This window comes from Pandoraea sp. LA3, assembly GCF_022696215.1.
Lineage (GTDB): Bacteria > Pseudomonadota > Gammaproteobacteria > Burkholderiales > Burkholderiaceae > Pandoraea > Pandoraea capi.
Window position 1 is genome coordinate 1 of sequence record NZ_PTPY01000036.1, and the last position, 17,392, is coordinate 17,392.

Sequence of the window (17,392 nt, forward strand, 5' to 3'; positions counted from 1 at the left end):
CCACCCCCCCCCCCCTCTCCCGCCCCCCCCCCCCCCCCCGCCCCCCCCTCCCCCCCCCTGGACCACCTCTACCCCCATCACCCCCCAACCACCCGCCCCCACCTCCCCCCCCCCCCCCCCCCCGCTCTCGTCCTTCACCCCCCGCCCTCTTCTTTTCTTCCCTCATCAACACCACGCTCCGGGGCCCCCCCTGCCCCCCCCCCCCCCCTTCTATTTTTCCAGCCCCGGCAGACGGCTTACAGCACGTCGTTCACGAGTTCCGGCGGGCGGGCGATCACTGCCTTCTTGCCGTTCACGACGATGGGACGCTGCAACAGCTTCGGATGGGCAGCCACGGCCGCGAGCAGATCGTCGTCGCCCAGTGCCTCGTCGGCCAGCCCCAGTTCCGCGAACTCCGTCTCGTTGCTGCGGATCATGTCGCGCACGGGCACATCCAGCAGCTTGTGCAGACGTTTCAGATCCGCCAGCGTCGGCGGCATCTTCAAATATTCGACGACTTGCAGGTCGCCACCCGCCGGCGAACCCTCGACGAGCGCCAGCGCCTCGCGCGACTTCGAGCAGCGCGGGTTGTGATACACGGTAATCATGGTCACTCCAATGCGTCCAAAAAGCGTCCGGCGTGACAGGACAACGAGGGGTCAGCAATCGCTCGATGCAGCAACGATGCCCTCGCATCCCCGCGTCACGCCTGGGACGTGCGCTCCGAGTATGCATGGTATCGTCGGATGCCGCTAGCTACGGCCACCACGGACATCTGATCCGGCAACTCAGGAGAAAGTGACATGGCAGGACGCTTCATCAGCATCAAGTCGCGCGACGGCAAGACGTTTCAGGCATATCTGGCGACGCCGGACAGCAAAGGCGTTAGCGAGGGCAAGGGCCCCGGACTGGTGCTGTGTCAGGAAATCTTCGGCGTAAATGCCTACATTCGCGAACTGGCGGACCGCTATGCCGAAGAGGGCTACGTTGTCCTCGCGCCCGACCTGTTCTGGCGCATCGAGCCCGGCATCGAACTCGGTTATTCGTCCGGCGACTGGCAGCGCGCGTTCGCCTTGTTCCAGAGTTTCGACGTCGATCTCGGCATGGAAGACGTGGGCGCTACCGTCGACACGCTGCGTGCCTTGCCGGAATGCGTAGGCGGCGTGGGCGTGGTCGGCTATTGCCTCGGCGGCAAGCTGGCCGCGCTGTCGGTCACGCGCACGAGTGCGGATGTGGCCGTCGGTTACTACGGCGTGGGGCTGGAGCAGCACATCGACGAACTCGCGGGCGAGCATCCGCCCCTCGTGCTGCACGTCGCCGAGCTCGACAAATACGCGCCTGTCGAAGTGCGCGACACGCTGACCGAGCGACTCGGCAAGCATCCCAACGTCACCCTGTATCTGTACCCGGACGCCGATCATGCTTTTGCGCGTCCCGGCGACCACTTCAACCGCGCCGCCACCCAGCTCGCCCATCAGCGCACCATTGGTGCGGTGCGCCGCGTCATCGGGCCGCACTTCGACTTCGCGTCGCTGTGGGAAACGCATTGCGCGTACGAATTTGCCATCCGCGAGATCGATCCGTTGATGAAGACGATGGTGGCGGAGCCCTACGTCAATCACATTCCGACGATGACGGGCGGTGTCGGCCATCAGCAGTTAGCGCATTTCTACCGGAATCACTTCGTCAACAGCAACCCGCCCGACACGAAGCTGATTCCGATATCGCGCACGATCGGCGCGACCCAACTCGTCGACGAACTGCTGTTCTGCTTCACCCATACGACGCCGGTGGACTGGATGCTGCCGGGCGTGGCGCCGACGGGACGCCGTGTCGAGATTCCGTTGGTGGCCATCGTACGATTCCGGGGAGACAAACTGGAGCACGAACACATATATTGGGATCAGGCGAGCGTACTCGTGCAGATCGGTCTGCTCGATCCGACAGGGTTGCCGGTCGCCGGCGTGGAGACCGCGCGCAAGTTGCAGGACGAGAATCTGGCGTCCAACAGCTTGATGCCGAACTGGTCGTTCGGCACCAAGGCGCAGTAGATTGACCGCCGGCGAGCGCCGGCGTTGCAGTGAAGCGGTCGTCCCTCCCCGGCGAGGGGACGGACGCCGCGCAGCACAGGCAGTTACAACAAGAAAAAGTGTCGCGAACGTTGCGGGAGACAAGTCATGAATACGCAACCTTCTCAGCGCGCGTGTGCGCGTCATGTTCGTCATGCGCGCCATGCACGCCGCGTCGCATTCACCGGATGGTTCGCCATCCTCTCCGGCATGTTGATGGTGACCGGTTGTGCGAATCCCGATTTCGAGCCCAAGAAGCCGCTCGTCCTCAATTTCCCGCTCGGCCAGCCGCCCCTGTCGGGCCTCGATCAATACAAGGTGGCGGCGGCGCAGCGTGTGACCGAGGTCAATGCCCGGGAGATCACACCCGGCAATCCGCAGCCGATGTTGCGCTCGGTCGTCTCGCTCGAATACTGGGTCGATCGCGGTGGCAATGTCACGCGCGTGGCCCTCTATCGCAGCAACGGCGATCATGAAGCCGAGCGAATCGCCATCGCCAGCTTGCGACGGGCGAGCCCCTTGCCGGCACCGAGCCGGGCGCTGGTGGACAGCAGCGGACGTGTGCGTGCCGTCGAGACCTGGCTCTTCAACAACGACGGCCGGTATCAGCTGCGCAGCGTGGCCGCGCCGCAGATCGACGGGCAGTGATATCGTGACAGGCATCCGCCCGCTTTGCCCGGCCCGCTCGGGGCAACGGATAGGGGGCGACGGAGATGCTCATGCCGCGATTTGCTGCCAACCTGACCCTGCTCTATCAGGAAGTCCCGTTTCTCGATCGTTTTCAGGAAGCGGCGAGCGATGGCTTCAGAGGTGTCGAATTCCTGTTTCCGTACGAGCATCCCGCACAGGAAATCCGCAAGCGACTGGATGACGCCGGGCTGACGCAAGTCCTGTTCAACGGTCCGGCGGGCGACTGGGCGAGCGGAGAGCGCGGCATCGCGGCGTTGCCCGGCCGCGAGGCACAATTTCGCGACGGGATCGAACTCGCACTGGACTACGCCGATGCGCTAGGTTGCCGGCAGTTGCATGTCATGGCCGGTTGCCCCGACGCCGCCGAGTCGCCCGAGCGATGCCGCGCAAGCTACCTCGAGAATCTCGCCTACGCGAGCGGTCAGGCGGCGGCACACGGTGTGACCGTACTGATCGAACCGATCAATCCGCGCGACTTTCCGCGCTATTTCCTCACGCGCCAGGATCAGGCGCACGCCATTCGTAGCGAAGTCGGTGCGAGCAACCTCAAAGTCCAGTTCGATGCGTACCACTGCCAGATCGTCGAGGGCGATCTGGCGATGAAAATACGCCAGTCCATCGACCATATCGGCCACGTGCAGGTCGCCGGCGTGCCGGCCCGACACGAGCCCGATACCGGCGAGGTCAACTATCCCTTCCTGTTCCGTCTGCTCGACGAACTGGGGTATGCCGGGTGGATCGGGTGTGAATACCGCCCACAGGGGGCGACGCGCGCGGGACTTGGCTGGCTCAAGCCGTGGCTCAGAGCGACGGCGAACCGATAGATCGCGACCATCCCGACGCACTTTCGCGTCACGTCGACGTCACGTTTGCGTCACGTTCCGGGGGATTACGCAGACGTGAATCGATTTCCGAAAATCAATCGGAGGTCGAAGCATTGTGCGCTGCGCAGCGATATATCCGAGACAGAGTCGGAGAAAGTCTTAGGAAAGATGTAGGACGAATCAGGCAAAAAAATGGCGGGACACACGGGCCCGCCAAAACCACACGCTACGGGGTTAGCGCGAGGAGACCAGATTCGGAGCACTGTATCGAACCACCTTGCAAATTGCGCCGGGGGACGCGTTTTTGCCGATACAGTCGCGCTGCTGTGTTACCGGGGGATAAGCACTTCAGCGTTGAGATGCATTGTGGTGGAAACGTATGGAGGGAGGGGTAACAAAGTGTTTCAGGTTGTAACACCTAGCGCGTTTCACTGCCTCTGTGAATCGCGCCTGCGCCTTGCGGCACAAGGCGCTTCGCTGAGACACAACTTTCCATATTTTGTTCGTCATCCTGAATAACTCGCCACCCGAGCCATCCGTTCGACATCCATCCGACCCCGGTAAGGCAATCCCTCTTCGCCATCGATACCTCACCACTATCGACACGCCAATCCCGGCTGAGAGTCGGTGATAGCGTCGCGGCCGCTCCACTAGCGGCCATCTTCAGTCATCGTCGACAAACGCACCGCATCCTGGCGTCCCGAACGCAGGTGTCGGCAATGTGCTAAGTTCAAACTTTGTGCGTGGCAACAAAGTGAGCAATGGAAACCATTGAACGTTTGGGGCAGATCCTGGCGCGTGACCGGGTGATCGCGGTTGTGGGCTTATCGCCGCGGCCCGACAGGCCGAGCTTCACCACCTCGCGATACATGCAGCAGCATGGGTATCGGATCGTGCCGATCAACCCGCAGGCCGCCGATTCCGGCGAAAAGATTCTGGGCGAGACCGTCTACGCCAGCTTGACCGACGCAGCAGAAGCCCTTCGCGCCGAAGGTCTGCGCATTCACATGGTCGACTGCTTTCGCCGCAGCGGCGACATTCCGCCGATCGCGACCGAGGCTGTCGCCATCGGTGCAAACAGTTTGTGGATGCAGTTGGGCATCGAGAACGACGAAGCGGCGGCCGAGGCATTGGCGGCAGGGCTGGACGTCGTCATGGACCGCTGCGTCAAGATCGAGCATCAGCGTTGGTTGATGCAAGGCGGCGGGTTGTCCGAACCGGGTGGCCAACAGGCCACCGGCCGCTGACACGTCAAACGCTTGTGCCGAACGTCGTCCCGAAAATAGAAAAAGCCGACGGTTCAACGTCGGCATCCGACTCCCTCTAACGTCAACATCTCGCTGCCATGACCATCGACGCCGATCTGCTCGCCTATTACGACTTGATGGCGCGCAAGTACCCCACTCCCGAAAACGCCCCCGCGCCGACGCCGCAGGACGTGCGCGCCAAATTCGCCGCCGTCGCCGTCGAGGCGCTGCGTCCGTTGCCGGCGGGATTGAAAAGCGAGACGTTCGAGATTCCGCTGCCGGGTCGCAATCTGCGGGCGAGGCTCTATCGACCGGAGGGTCGCGTCGTCCCGCTGGTCGTGTACTTCCATGGTGGCGGCTGGGTCGTTGGCGATGTCGACACGCACGGAACGGTCGCGGCCCTGCTCGCGCAGGATGCCGACGTCGCGGTACTCAGTGTCGATTACCGGCTGGCTCCGGAGCATCCGTTCCCGGTGCCGGTCGACGACGCGCGTGAGGCGTTGGCGTGGGCGGCGGAACAGCGTGCCCGGCTGGGCGTGAGTCTGGACCGGTTGGCGGTGGCGGGCGACAGTGCGGGCGGACATCTGGCGGCACAGGCGGCGGCGTGGTTCAACGACAAGCACCCGGGCATGGTGGGTGCGCAGTTGCTCATCTATCCGGTCGTGCAGTATCGGTTCGACACGCCGAGTTACGAGCGTCTGGCGGATGGCATTGGACTGACGCGAGACGAAATGCGTTGGTACTGGAAGGAATTTCTGGGTGGCGTGGAGCCGGCGGAGAGTGATGTGCGGGTCAATTTGATGGCGGAAGCGCCGCGTCATCCGTTGCCGAACAGTTTGGTGATTGCTGCGGAATACGATCCGTTGCATGACGAAGCGGTGGCGTATGCGCAGTTCGTTGCGCGTACGGGATCGCGGGCGGAGGTCATCGAGGCGGCGGGTTTGACGCATAGCTTCGCGCGATTGCAGCCGTTCGTGCCGCAAGCGAGGATGGTGATGCACGACGCCGCGCAGCGTCTGCGCGAATGGCTGGGATAAACCGGGTCGTGTACAGGACGGCCTGAGAGCGCTCGAACCCCGCATGTCCGAACGGATTCGAGTCGAGGCCGCGGAAGCGGACGACCCGAAGGCGTTTGCGCCGTTGGCGAGGATGCAGATGGCCGAGGAGGTTTAGGGTTTAGGGGGGTTAAAACCCTGGGCAACACAGGCCGGAACAAGGGGGACGCTTGCCGCAGCGACTTTAAAGTTGGAGCGGAGGGAAGCGTCCCCCTTGTTTCGGTGTCGCTGCGTTTGGGGAGAACAATGCAGCGGTGAATCAGCGAATCACTTCAGCCATTTATCGACAACGCTCTGATACTCACCGGTTTTCTGAGCGAGATTCAGCCATTGGTCGACGTAATGCTTGAAGACATCGTCGCCACGGGGCAGCAGATAGGCCTTCTCGCCGAACTGAAGCGGTTTATCGGGATTGACGGGACAGAGTGCGGGGTTGAGCTTGTGCTGGAGGAGGGTTTCGGAGGAGTCCGTGACCATGACATCGGCTTTGCCGTCGGCGATTTGCTGGAAGATCGTGACGTTGTCCGGATAAATCGTCAGCGTGGCGTTCGGCAGGTATTGGCGGGCGAAGCGTTCGTTGGTGCCGCCGGGGTTGGCGATAGCGCGGGTGCTGGGTTTATTCAGATCGGCGAGCGTCTGGTACTTCGCCACGTCGGCGCAGCGAACAATGGGTGACTTGCCGTCGACCATGACCACCTTGCTGTAGTAGGCGCGCGCGGCGCGATCGAGCGTGACGGACACGCCGCCGACGACGATGTCGCACTTCCCGGCGGTGAAATCGTCCATCAGGCCTTTCCAGGTCGTCGGGACGATCACGGGTTTCACGCCGAGCGACTTGGCCAGTGAGGCGACGAGATCCACGTCGATGCCTTCGAACTGTCCGTCGGGGCGGCGGTACGAATAGGGTTTGTAGTCGCCGGTAGCGCAGGCGCGCAGCGTGCCGGACTTCACGATGTCGTCGAGCCGGGAGTGGACGGCGACGGGGGCCGCGGTCGTTGCCGTTTGCGCGTGAGCGGCAGTGGTGACGGTAGCGACGGTGGCGGTGGTGAGAATTGTAGCAACGAGGGTCGTGGCGGAAGCGGCGAGCGCCGTCCCCGTCACGAAGGCCGCGCGGGCGGCCGTCTTCATGACTGTCATGCTTGTCTCCGTATTGTTCTGTCGGCGTAGTGACGCCCTGACGTTCCGAGTCGTCTGACGCGACTCGTGGGGCTTCATACTACTGTTCGGCTGCGCCCGCGCCAACCGTCGCAAAAATGCGAAGTTTCCGAGCGCAGCGCGCCGGATTCACCGTCCGGTTCAAGCACTTATCTGCGGCATAACAGCCCGCCACGCGACCGGCCCCGGGATACCCGAGTAAAATGGCCGCTTGCCCAACCCCTTCCTACCCCCGCTGCGACGTGTCCCAAGCTCTGCAAAACGATACTTTCCTGCGCGCGCTGCTGCGCCAGCCGACCGAGTACACGCCGATCTGGCTGATGCGCCAGGCGGGCCGGTACCTGCCCGAATACAACGCGACCCGAGCCAAGGCCGGTAGCTTCCTCGCGCTGGCGAAGAATCCCGCCTACGCCACCGAAGTGACGCTTCAACCGCTCGAACGCTTTCCGCTCGACGCCGCGATTCTGTTCTCGGACATTCTCACCATTCCCGACGCCATGGGCCTCGGCCTGTCGTTCGAAGCCGGTGAAGGCCCGCGCTTCGCGCATCCGCTGCGCACCGAAGACGACGTGCGCCGCCTGCGTGCCCCCGACCTCGACAGCCTGCGCTACGTGTTCGACGCCGTCGCCGAAATCCGCCGCGCACTGAACGGCCGCGTGCCGCTCATCGGCTTCTCGGGCAGCCCGTGGACACTCGCGTGCTACATGGTCGAGGGCGCCGGGTCGGCCGACTTCCGTACCGTCAAGACGATGATGTATGAGCGTCCCGACCTGATGACGCACATTCTCGAGACGAACGCGCGTGCCGTCGCCGCCTATCTGAATGCGCAGATCGAAGCGGGTGCGCAAGCCATCATGGTGTTCGACACCTGGGGCGGCGCACTGGCCGACGGCCTGTATCAGCGCTTCTCGCTGGCGTACATGAAGCAGGCGCTCGAAGGCGTGCATCGCGAGTGGAACGGCGTGCGCATTCCGCACATCGTCTTCACCAAGGGCGGCGGCCAGTGGCTCGAAGCCATCGCCGACACGGGTCCCGATGCCATCGGGCTCGACTGGACCGTGGATCTCGCCGCAGCACGTCGTCGCGTGGGCGATCGTTGTGCACTGCAAGGCAATTTTGATCCGACCGCGCTATTTGCGGCCCCCGACGCCATCCGCACCGAAGTGCGACGTCTGCTCGACGCGTACGGTAATGCGCCGGGTCACGTATTCAACCTCGGGCACGGCATCTCGCAGTTCACCAACCCGGAACACGTCGCGGCACTCGTCGACGAGGTTCACAGCTATAGCCGGAAGCTTCGCCAAACGGCGTAAACAGGCGTGGATAGTCGTCGGCACTTCTCCGCACAAGCGGTGATGCGGGTTCGCGGGGCATTTCGCTCTGCAAACCCAACCGCCGTTTCAAGCGGGGAATGTCAAGCGAAAAGCGGTCGAATAACCCCTCCAATTTTCAGAGTTGTCCCGAAGACTTATGCACAAATTCTCGCTGCGCCGCCGCAAGTGAGAGACGAATGGAAGGGGTCGTCGACGTCATTCATAAGCTATTGATCAAAAAGCATTTTTGAATCTGGCAAAGTCGGGACGCCGCGCGACGCAAAGACCGTGCGACGAGGCTGACGGGAGAGAATCCCCACAGTTCTCAACATAGTTATCCACAAGCGTTTCGAACGCACTGGAAAGCCGACTCAAATCCGGGGTTTACCGGCACTTCTCAGGATTCACTTTAAGTTTGACCCGCGCCGACGATCTCTCCGCTCCTGCGTCAACCGCTTCGTCCGACGACGCGCACGACACGCTGTTCCCGGTGACCGGGCCGCGCGGCCCGGCACCCGCCATCGCACGTGTCGCGCTCGACACGCCGCTGCTCACCCTGTTCGATTACCGTCTCGATCAGGCCGCGAGCCCCGGCCAACTGGTGCAAGTCCCGTTCGGACGGCGACAGGTCGTGGGCGTTGTCTGGGAATTGACGCAGCGCAGCGAAGTCGACCCGAAAAAGCTGCGGGAAGTGACATCCGTCTGGCACGAATTGCCCCCGCTCGGCGACGATTGGCGCGACCTGATGCAATTCGCGTCACGTTACTATCAGCGCGGCGTTGGTGAAGTCGCATTGCCTGCCATTCCCGGCCATCTGCGCACGCCGATGCGCTGGCCGCGACTGCTCGCCCAACGCGGCGTGCAGCGCTACCGGATCGCCGACGGCGCGCTTGGCACGTTGATGGAGAACGTGCCCGCCCGTCTGCGGGCACAGCGCCGACTCGCCGAAGGACTCGCACAGGCAGGCACACTCGATGCCGACGAAGCCCGCGCCCTGTGCTCGAAGGCGGCGGACGTGCTCAAGCAATGGGCCGCCGCGGGCTGGGTCGTCGTGGAGACGGTGCCGTTTCATGAAGCCGTTCGGGACGCAGACGACACCGATGGGGATGAGGATGACGAACCGGCAGCATCCGTCGACGGCATGGCCGATGTGCTGGACGACAGCAATGCCACCCTCAGCGGCACGAACGAGACGAAAACGCTGACGACCGGACAAGCCGACGCCGTCGCCGCCATCCATGACGCGCTGCTCGCCGCAGGCGCTCAGTCGCTCGAAACGCCCGGCGCCGAGCCGGATAAGGACACACCGGCGTGCGCGCCCTTCCTGCTCTATGGCGTGACCGGCAGCGGCAAGACGGAAGTCTATTTGCGCGCCGTGGCCGAAGCGCTGCACACGCGGGCGTCGCGAGACGCCCAGGTGCTCGTGCTCGTCCCGGAAATCAATCTGACGCCGCAACTCGAAGGCGTCTTCCGTGCGCGCTTCCCCGACGAGACCCTTGTCACGCTGCACAGCGGGCTGGCCGAGGGTGAACGCGCACGGCACTGGCTGGCCGCGCATCGCGGCGAAGCGCGGATCGTGCTCGGTACGCGTCTGGCCGTGATGGCGTCGATGCCGCACCTGCGTCTCATCGTCGTCGACGAAGAACACGACCCGTCCTATAAGCAACAGGAAGGTCTGCGCTATTCGGCCCGCGACCTTGCCATCTGGCGCGCGAACCGGCTGCGCATTCCGGTCGTGCTCGGCTCGGCCACCCCCTCGCTCGACAGCTGGAACCGCGCCGAACAGGGCCGCTACGTGCGTCTCGCCATGCCCGAGCGCGCCACGCCCGACGCCGTGCTGCCGCGCGTATCGCTCATCGACATGGAGATCGAACGCAAACGCCAGCGTGTGGTGCACGAAGGCCTCTCGCAGCCGCTGCTCGCCGCCATTCGCGCACGCATGGAAGCGGGTGAACAAAGCCTGCTATTCCTCAATCGCCGTGGTTACGCGCCGGTGCTCAACTGCGACGCCTGCGGCTGGATCAGCGATTGTCGCCGATGCAGCGCACACATGGTGCTGCACAAGCCCGAGCGGCGGCTGCGCTGCCATCACTGTGGCGCCGAGGCGCGTATTCCTCACGCGTGTCCCGACTGCGGCAACCTCGACCTCGCCCCGCTCGGACGCGGCACGCAACGCATCGAAGAAGCCCTCGCCGAGCACTTCCCCGACGCGCGGCTCGCGCGTATCGACGCCGACAGCACCCGCCGTAAAGGCAGCGCTCAGGCGCTTTTCGCGCAGGTGCACGCGGGCGAAGTCGACATCCTGATCGGCACGCAGATGGTGGCCAAGGGACACGATTTCCGTAACGTCACGCTCGTGGGCGTAGTCAACGCCGACAGCGCCCTCTTTTCCCACGATTTCCGCGCGGCCGAACGTCTCTTCGCCCAGTTGATGCAGGTGGCCGGTCGCGCCGGACGCGCGGCGCGTGCCGATGGCCCCGGCGACGTGCTGATTCAGACCCGCTACGCCTCGCACCCGCTATTCGCGTCGCTCATGCGGCACGACTATGCAGGCTTCGCGGCGCAGCAACTGGAAGAGCGTCGTGTCGCACTGCTGCCGCCATATACGCATCAGGCGTTGTTACGCGCTGAAGCCCGCAAGCTCGATGACGCCATGACGTTCCTCAAACAAGCCCGCGAGATCGCCGCGACGCCAGCGTTGCACGACTCGCGTATCTCGCTGTGGGACCCGGTGCCGATGACGATGGTCCGGATCGCCGGCACCGACCGCGCCCAACTGGTGGTCGAAAGCCCGCATCGCGGGGCGCTCCAGCGTTTCCTCACGCAATGGATGAGCGAACTGCGCGCGCTCAAGGCACCGGTGCGCTGGCATCTCGAAGTCGACCCTCTCGAAATATAAAACGGTATATAGCGTTCCGAAAATTTGACAACATCGGAAGAATCTCCGACGATGCAGCCGTAACCCCACGATAAGAAGAACGCTGCACGTCGAACGGTTCACGTCATCTGCAAGATAAGTTCGTCCTACAGGAGACATCCGATGAAGTCGCACGACCGGAGCGCCGCCCCCACGGCGCCGCAAGCTGTTGCATCCCCTCTCGTTCCTCCCGAATACGCGTTTTCCGAATCACCACTCGAAACCGCCACGGCGGAAGTCTCGCGGCGTCGCTTTCTGCGCCGTGCCGGTGCGCTAGGTATCGGCGCCAGCCTCGCGGGACGCGCCCTCGACGTACTCGCGGCAACCGCCGCGCCGCAAACGGTCACGCTGCCGTTCGCGAACGGCGAGCGCGAACTCGTGGCGTATCCGCAAAAGCGCCCGCTGATCCGGCTCACGGCACGTCCGCCGCAACTGGAAACCCCCTTCGAAGTCTTCAACGACGGCCTGATCACGCCGAACGACGCGTTCTTCGTGCGCTATCACCTCGCCGGGATTCCGACCGACATCGATCCGGCGAAACATCGCATCCGCGTGGGCGGCAGCGTCGCCAAGCCGCTCGACATCTCGCTCGCGTCGCTGAAGAAGGACTTCGGCCCGCCCGTGGAAATCGTTGCCGTGCACCAGTGTTCGGGCAACAGCCGGGGATTCTTCGAGCCGCGTGTCGGCGGCGGGCAGATCGCCAACGGGGCGATGGGCAACGCGCAGTGGCGCGGCATACCGCTCAAGCGCATTCTCGAGCGGGCGGGCGTGTCGGCCGGGGCGAAGCAGGTGACGTTCGAAGGCCTTGACCGGCCCATCGTCCCTGCCACCCCCGAGTTCGTGAAGGCCCTCGACCTCGATCACGCGATGGACGGCGAAGTGATGGTCGCCTTCGCCATGAACGGTAAGGATTTACCGATGCTCAACGGCTTTCCGGTACGGCTGGTCGTGCCCGGCTACTACGGCACCTATTGGGTCAAGCATCTGGCCGACATCAACGTCATCGACAAAGTCTTCGACGGCTTCTGGATGGCCACGGCCTATCGCATTCCGGATAACGACTGCAACTGCGTCGAGCCGGGCAAAGCGCCGGAAAAGACGAAACCGATCGGCCGCTTCACCGTGCGCTCCTTCGTCACCAGCCACAGCGACGGTCAGCAAGTCGCGGCGGGCCGCGCGATGCGCGTGCGAGGCATTGCGTTCGACGGCGGTGAAGGGATCCGCGACGTGCAGTTCTCCGCCGACGGCGGCCAGACGTGGCAAACGGCGAAGCTGGGTAGCGAGTTGTCGAAGTATTCGTTCCGAGAGTGGATCGCGTCGTTCACGCCACCGCAGGCCGGCGAGTACGTCCTGAAAGTCAGGGCGACGAATCGTGCCGGGGTGACACAACCACTGCAATCGTTGTGGAATCCGGCGGGCTATCTGCGTAACGGCGTGGAATCCGTACGCGTGGTTGCGGCTTAAGGCGGGGGACGATCATGAAAAATCTGAAATTCACGCCTGATCTGACGCGCGCAGCAGCGCGGGCGCTCGGTCTGGCCGGCGTATTGGCAGGTGTATTCGCAGGAACACCTGCCCACGCGCTCGACATCAAGCTGCCGCAGGAAACGGCGCAACTCAAGGCCTCGACGCTCGCGGGCCATCAGGCGGCCAGCGCCTGGTGCGTGATGTGCCACTCCGTCGACTACATCAACTCGCAGCCGCCAATGCCGTCGGCCTTCTGGAGCGCCGAAGTCACGAAGATGGTGAAGGTCTACGGCGCGCCGATTCCCGAAGATCAGGTCAAGCTGATTTCCGAGTACCTCGGCAAGGCGTACGGCAGCGACCAGAAGTAGCCGCGCGGGGGGCGCAACCCCGAAGCGACCCCGATGGTGCAACCGCATTTTTGACTCTGGTTGCACCTCTTTCGAAACCCGGTTACGATGCCGCAATTCACCCGCTATGGGTGTCACGTTTTTGCGTCATCAGGTAACCCTCTCATGGCTAACACCACCCTCGGCGTCAAAGTCGACGACATCCTGCGCACGCGGCTCAAGACGGCTGCCCAGCAAATCGAGCGCACCCCGCACTGGCTCATCAAACAGGCCATCTTCGCCTATCTGGAGCGCATCGAGAGCGGCGCGCTGCCCCCTGAACTCAGTGGTGCAACCCAGTCGGGTACCGAGGTGATCGACGGCCATGCCGGCGACGACACCGTGCCGCACCCGTTCCTCGAATTCGCCCAGAACGTGCAACCGCAATCGGTGCTGCGTGCGGCGATCACGGCGGCGTATCGCCGTCCCGAGCCGGAGTGCGTGCCCGTGCTGGTCGGTCAGGCGAAGCTCGCACCGGCCACGGCCACGCTGGCATCGGACCTCGCGCGCAAGCTCGTCGTCGCCCTGCGCGGCAAGAGCACCGGCGGGGGTGTCGAGGGACTGATTCACGAGTTCTCGCTGTCCAGCCAGGAAGGCGTGGCGCTGATGTGTCTGGCCGAAGCGCTGCTGCGCATTCCCGACAAGGCCACGCGCGACGCCCTGATTCGCGACAAGATCAGCAAGGGCGACTGGCACGCCCACATGGGCAACTCGCCGTCGATGTTCGTCAACGCCGCCACCTGGGGCCTGATGATCACCGGCAAGCTCGTCACCACCACCAGCGAAGCCGGTCTCACGAAGGCCCTCACGCGCCTGATCGGCCGTGGCGGCGAACCGCTGATCCGCAAGGGCGTGGACATCGCCATGCGTCTGATGGGCGAACAGTTCGTCACGGGTGAAACCATTTCCGAAGCGCTGGCCAACAGCCGCAAGTACGAAGCGCAGGGCTTCCGCTATTCGTACGACATGCTCGGCGAAGCGGCGACGACCGAAGAAGATGCGCAGCGCTACTACGCGAGCTACGAGCAGGCCATCCACGCTATCGGCAAGGCCTCGGCCGGTCGCGGCATCTATGAAGGCCCCGGCATCTCGATCAAGCTCTCGGCGCTGCACCCACGCTACTCGCGCAGCCAGCACGAGCGCACCGTCTCGGAACTGCTGCCGCGCGTGCAGTCGCTCGCCAAGCTGGCCCGCTCGTATGACATCGGCCTGAACATCGACGCCGAAGAAGCCGACCGCCTCGAAATCTCGCTCGATCTGCTCGAAGCCCTGTGCTTCGACCCGGAACTGGCCGGCTGGAACGGTATCGGCTTCGTGGTGCAGGCGTATCAGAAGCGCTGCCCGTTCGTGATCGATTTCATCATCGATCTGGCGCGTCGCAGCCGTCACCGCATCATGGTGCGTCTGGTCAAGGGCGCTTACTGGGATACGGAAATCAAGCGTGCGCAGGTCGACGGCCTGGAAGGCTATCCGGTCTACACGCGCAAGATCTATACGGATGTCTCGTACCTCGCCTGCGCGAAGAAGCTGCTGGCCGTGCCGGATGCCATCTACCCGCAATTCGCCACGCACAACGCCTACACGCTCTCCGCGATCTATCACCTCGCAGGCAACAACTACTACCCCGGTCAGTACGAGTTCCAATGCCTTCACGGCATGGGCGAACCGCTGTACGAGGAAGTCGTTGGGCCGATCGCCGCAGGCAAGCTGGCGCGCCCGTGCCGTGTGTACGCACCGGTCGGCACGCATGAAACGCTGCTCGCCTACCTCGTGCGACGTCTGCTGGAAAACGGCGCCAACACGTCGTTCGTGAACCGCATCGCCGACGAGACCGTCAGCGTCGACGAACTGATCGCCGACCCGATTTCGGAAGCCGAGAAGGTGCAACCGCTCGGCGCGCCGCATGCCAAGATTCCGCTGCCGCGTGACCTGTACGGCGTATCGCGCGCCAACTCGTCGGGCTTCGATCTCTCGAACGAACACCGCCTCGCGTCGCTGTCGTCGGCCTTGCTGGCCAGCGCAGGCACGCCGTGGCGCGCCGCCCCGATGCTGGCCGACGGCGAACGTACCGAAGGCACGCCGCGTGCTGTGCGCAACCCCGCCGATCTGCGCGACATCGTGGGTCAGGTCATCGAAGCGACGTCCGCCGACGTCGAAGCCGCACTCGCGCACGCCGTGGCCGCCGCACCGATCTGGCAAGCCACGCCGGTCGAAGAGCGTGCCGACTGCCTGATGCGCGGCGCCGATCTGCTCGAAGCCCACATGCCCACGCTGATGGGGCTGTGCGTACGCGAAGCGGGCAAGTCGCTGCCGAACGCCGTGGCCGAAGTGCGCGAGGCCGTCGACTTCCTGCGCTACTACGCCGCGCAGATCCGTCAGGGCTTCTCCAACGACACCCACCGCCCGCTTGGCCCGGTGCTTTGCATCAGCCCGTGGAATTTCCCGCTCGCCATCTTCGTCGGTCAGGTCGCCGCCGCGCTGGCCGCAGGCAACCCGGTCATCGCGAAGCCCGCCGAGCAAACGCCGCTCATCGCAGCCGAAGCCGTGCGTCTGATGCAGGCCGCAGGCATTCCGTCCGGCGCGCTGCAACTGCTGCCGGGCACGGGCGAAACCGTGGGCGCTGCGCTGGTGGCCGACGCTCGCACCAAGGCCGTGATGTTCACCGGCTCGACCGAAGTCGCACGCATCATCGCGCGCACGCTGGCCGATCGCCTGGACGCCAACGGCCGACCGATTCCGCTGATCGCCGAGACCGGCGGCCAGAACGCGATGATCGTGGACTCGTCGGCGTTGCCCGAACAGGTCGTGTACGACGTGCTCGCCTCCGCTTTCGATTCGGCGGGTCAGCGCTGCTCGGCACTGCGCGTGCTGTGCCTGCAAGACGACATCGCCGACAAGACGCTGCACATGCTCAAGGGCGCGATGCAGGAGCTGGCCATCGGCAACCCGGACCGTCTGTCGATCGACGTCGGCCCGGTGATCGACGCCGAAGCGCAGAATGGCATCAACCGTCACATCGAACAGATGCGCGGCAAGGGCTTCCCGGTCGAGCAACTGACGCTGCCGGACGCCGCCCGTCACGGCACCTTCGTGCCGCCGACGCTCATCGAGCTGACCGACCTGAAGGCGCTGCAACGCGAAGTCTTCGGCCCGGTGTTGCACGTGATCCGCTTCAAGCGCGCGCAGCTCGACAAGCTGCTCGATCAGATCAACGGCACCGGCTATGGCCTGACGTTCGGCGTGCATACGCGTATCGACGAAACCATCGCTTACGTGACGGAGCGGGCGCATGTCGGTAACGTCTACGTGAACCGTAACGTGATCGGCGCCGTGGTCGGCGTGCAGCCGTTCGGCGGCGAAGGCCTCTCCGGCACGGGTCCGAAGGCCGGGGGTCCGATGTATCTGCCGCGTCTGCTGGCAACGCGTCCGGCGGCACTCGCCCCGGAACTGAATCGCAACGAAGCCGCCCTCTCGCCGCTGGTGAGCTATCGCGACTGGCTGCGTCAGCAACCGGAGAGCGCCGCCGCCGTCGATCGCGTCGACCGCTATCTGTCGACGTCTGCCCTCGACGCCACGGCGGTGCTGCCGGGCCCGACCGGCGAGCGCAACACGTACGGTCTGGAGCCGCGCGGCCCGGTGCTGTGTGTGGCAGCAACGGTGCTCGGCGCACGCACGCAACTGGCCGCCGTGCTGGCCACGGGTAACAACGCCGTGTTCGCGGACAGCGCTGCCGCCCGCGAACTGGTGAGTGCGTTGCCCGCCGCCCTCAAGGGCCGGGCGTCGGTGCTCGCTGCCGGGGTGGACGCCGCCAGCGAAGCCGCCCTCGCCGCCGTGCTGTTCGAAGGCGATAGCGACGAACTGCGCGCGCTGAACCGTCGCATCGCAACGCGCAACGGCCCCATCCTCTCGATGCAGGGTCTGGCGCCGGAAGCCCTGGCCGCTGGCGACGATTACGCGCTGGAGCGTCTGCTGTGCGAACGCTCGGTGTCCGTCAATACGGCCGCAGCGGGCGGTAATGCCAACCTCATGACCATCGGCTAATCGCGGGTTGTCCGCCGGATTTAGCGACGTCTCCTCCCGGATTCGTCCTAAATCTGGCGATCCACTCGCCTACGTCTTCTTCGTTCGTCTTCGCGTTTCCTCCGCTTCTCGCCCGCTTCTCTCCCGCTACTCTCGCGCTTCTCGTCCCCTCTCACCACTTCGCCGCTGCCTCTCCCCGGCTACCCCGCCTCGCCCGCCTCCCCCGGTTTTACCGACTTCTCCTCCGCCTTCCCGTGCCCAGTCACCGCT

General features: G+C 64.5%; 12 protein-coding genes. 10 read left to right on the forward strand and 2 right to left on the reverse strand.

Annotated features, from left to right (window positions below; translation table 11 throughout):
* Positions 1 to 236 precede the first annotated feature (236 nt).
* A complete protein-coding gene (gene arsC / locus C5N93_RS18575; protein ID WP_242560454.1) occupies positions 237 to 587 on the reverse strand; it encodes an arsenate reductase (glutaredoxin) in 351 nt (116 codons plus the stop codon).
* Between the two features lie 195 nt (positions 588 to 782).
* Between arsC and C5N93_RS18580 the strand changes: the two genes are divergently transcribed.
* From C5N93_RS18580 to C5N93_RS18600, 5 genes are all read left to right on the forward strand, one after another.
* Positions 783 to 2,030: a dienelactone hydrolase family protein gene (locus C5N93_RS18580; protein ID WP_242560455.1), complete on the forward strand. Its 1,248-nt coding sequence runs from the start codon at positions 783 to 785 to the stop codon at positions 2,028 to 2,030.
* 126 nt (positions 2,031 to 2,156) lie between these two features.
* Positions 2,157 to 2,696 carry a TonB family protein gene (locus tag C5N93_RS18585; protein ID WP_242560456.1) on the forward strand — a complete coding sequence of 180 codons (540 nt, stop codon included), beginning with the start codon at positions 2,157 to 2,159 and terminating at the stop codon, positions 2,694 to 2,696.
* 71 nt (positions 2,697 to 2,767) lie between these two features.
* Positions 2,768 to 3,562 carry a 2-oxo-tetronate isomerase gene (otnI, locus tag C5N93_RS18590; RefSeq protein WP_242560457.1) on the forward strand — a complete coding sequence of 265 codons (795 nt, stop codon included), beginning with the start codon at positions 2,768 to 2,770 and terminating at the stop codon, positions 3,560 to 3,562.
* Positions 3,563 to 4,323: 761 nt separating this feature from the next.
* Entirely contained in the window at positions 4,324 to 4,809 is a 486-nt protein-coding gene (locus C5N93_RS18595) for a CoA-binding protein (RefSeq protein ID WP_242560458.1), read from the forward strand.
* A gap of 98 nt (positions 4,810 to 4,907) precedes the next feature.
* The gene (locus C5N93_RS18600) at positions 4,908 to 5,846 is read left to right on the forward strand and encodes an alpha/beta hydrolase (RefSeq protein ID WP_242560459.1); all 939 of its coding nucleotides are present in this window, start codon (positions 4,908 to 4,910) and stop codon (positions 5,844 to 5,846) included.
* Positions 5,847 to 6,131: 285 nt separating this feature from the next.
* Here the strand turns inward: C5N93_RS18600 and C5N93_RS18605 are convergent, their stop codons facing one another.
* Positions 6,132 to 7,001, reverse strand: coding sequence for a transporter substrate-binding domain-containing protein (locus tag C5N93_RS18605; RefSeq protein WP_242560460.1), 870 nt, complete (start codon positions 6,999 to 7,001; stop codon positions 6,132 to 6,134).
* Positions 7,002 to 7,261: 260 nt separating this feature from the next.
* On the opposite strand from C5N93_RS18605, the gene hemE reads away from it, so the two are divergent.
* The 5 genes from hemE to putA all read left to right on the forward strand — a co-directional run bounded on the left by hemE (position 7,262) and on the right by putA (position 17,143).
* On the forward strand, positions 7,262 to 8,332 hold the full coding sequence (gene hemE, locus C5N93_RS18610; protein WP_301232334.1) for a uroporphyrinogen decarboxylase: 1,071 nt from the start codon (positions 7,262 to 7,264) through the stop codon (positions 8,330 to 8,332).
* Positions 8,333 to 8,852: 520 nt separating this feature from the next.
* On the forward strand, positions 8,853 to 11,231 hold the full coding sequence (locus C5N93_RS18615) for a primosomal protein N' (RefSeq protein WP_242560911.1): 2,379 nt from the start codon (positions 8,853 to 8,855) through the stop codon (positions 11,229 to 11,231).
* 141 nt (positions 11,232 to 11,372) lie between these two features.
* A complete protein-coding gene (locus C5N93_RS18620; RefSeq protein WP_242560462.1) occupies positions 11,373 to 12,713 on the forward strand; it encodes a molybdopterin-dependent oxidoreductase in 1,341 nt (446 codons plus the stop codon).
* 14 nt (positions 12,714 to 12,727) lie between these two features.
* Positions 12,728 to 13,084: a sulfite:cytochrome C oxidoreductase subunit B gene (locus C5N93_RS18625; RefSeq protein WP_242560463.1), complete on the forward strand. Its 357-nt coding sequence runs from the start codon at positions 12,728 to 12,730 to the stop codon at positions 13,082 to 13,084.
* Between the two features lie 144 nt (positions 13,085 to 13,228).
* Positions 13,229 to 17,143 carry a trifunctional transcriptional regulator/proline dehydrogenase/L-glutamate gamma-semialdehyde dehydrogenase gene (gene putA / locus C5N93_RS18630; RefSeq protein WP_242560464.1) on the forward strand — a complete coding sequence of 1,305 codons (3,915 nt, stop codon included), beginning with the start codon at positions 13,229 to 13,231 and terminating at the stop codon, positions 17,141 to 17,143.
* Positions 17,144 to 17,392 lie beyond the last annotated feature (249 nt).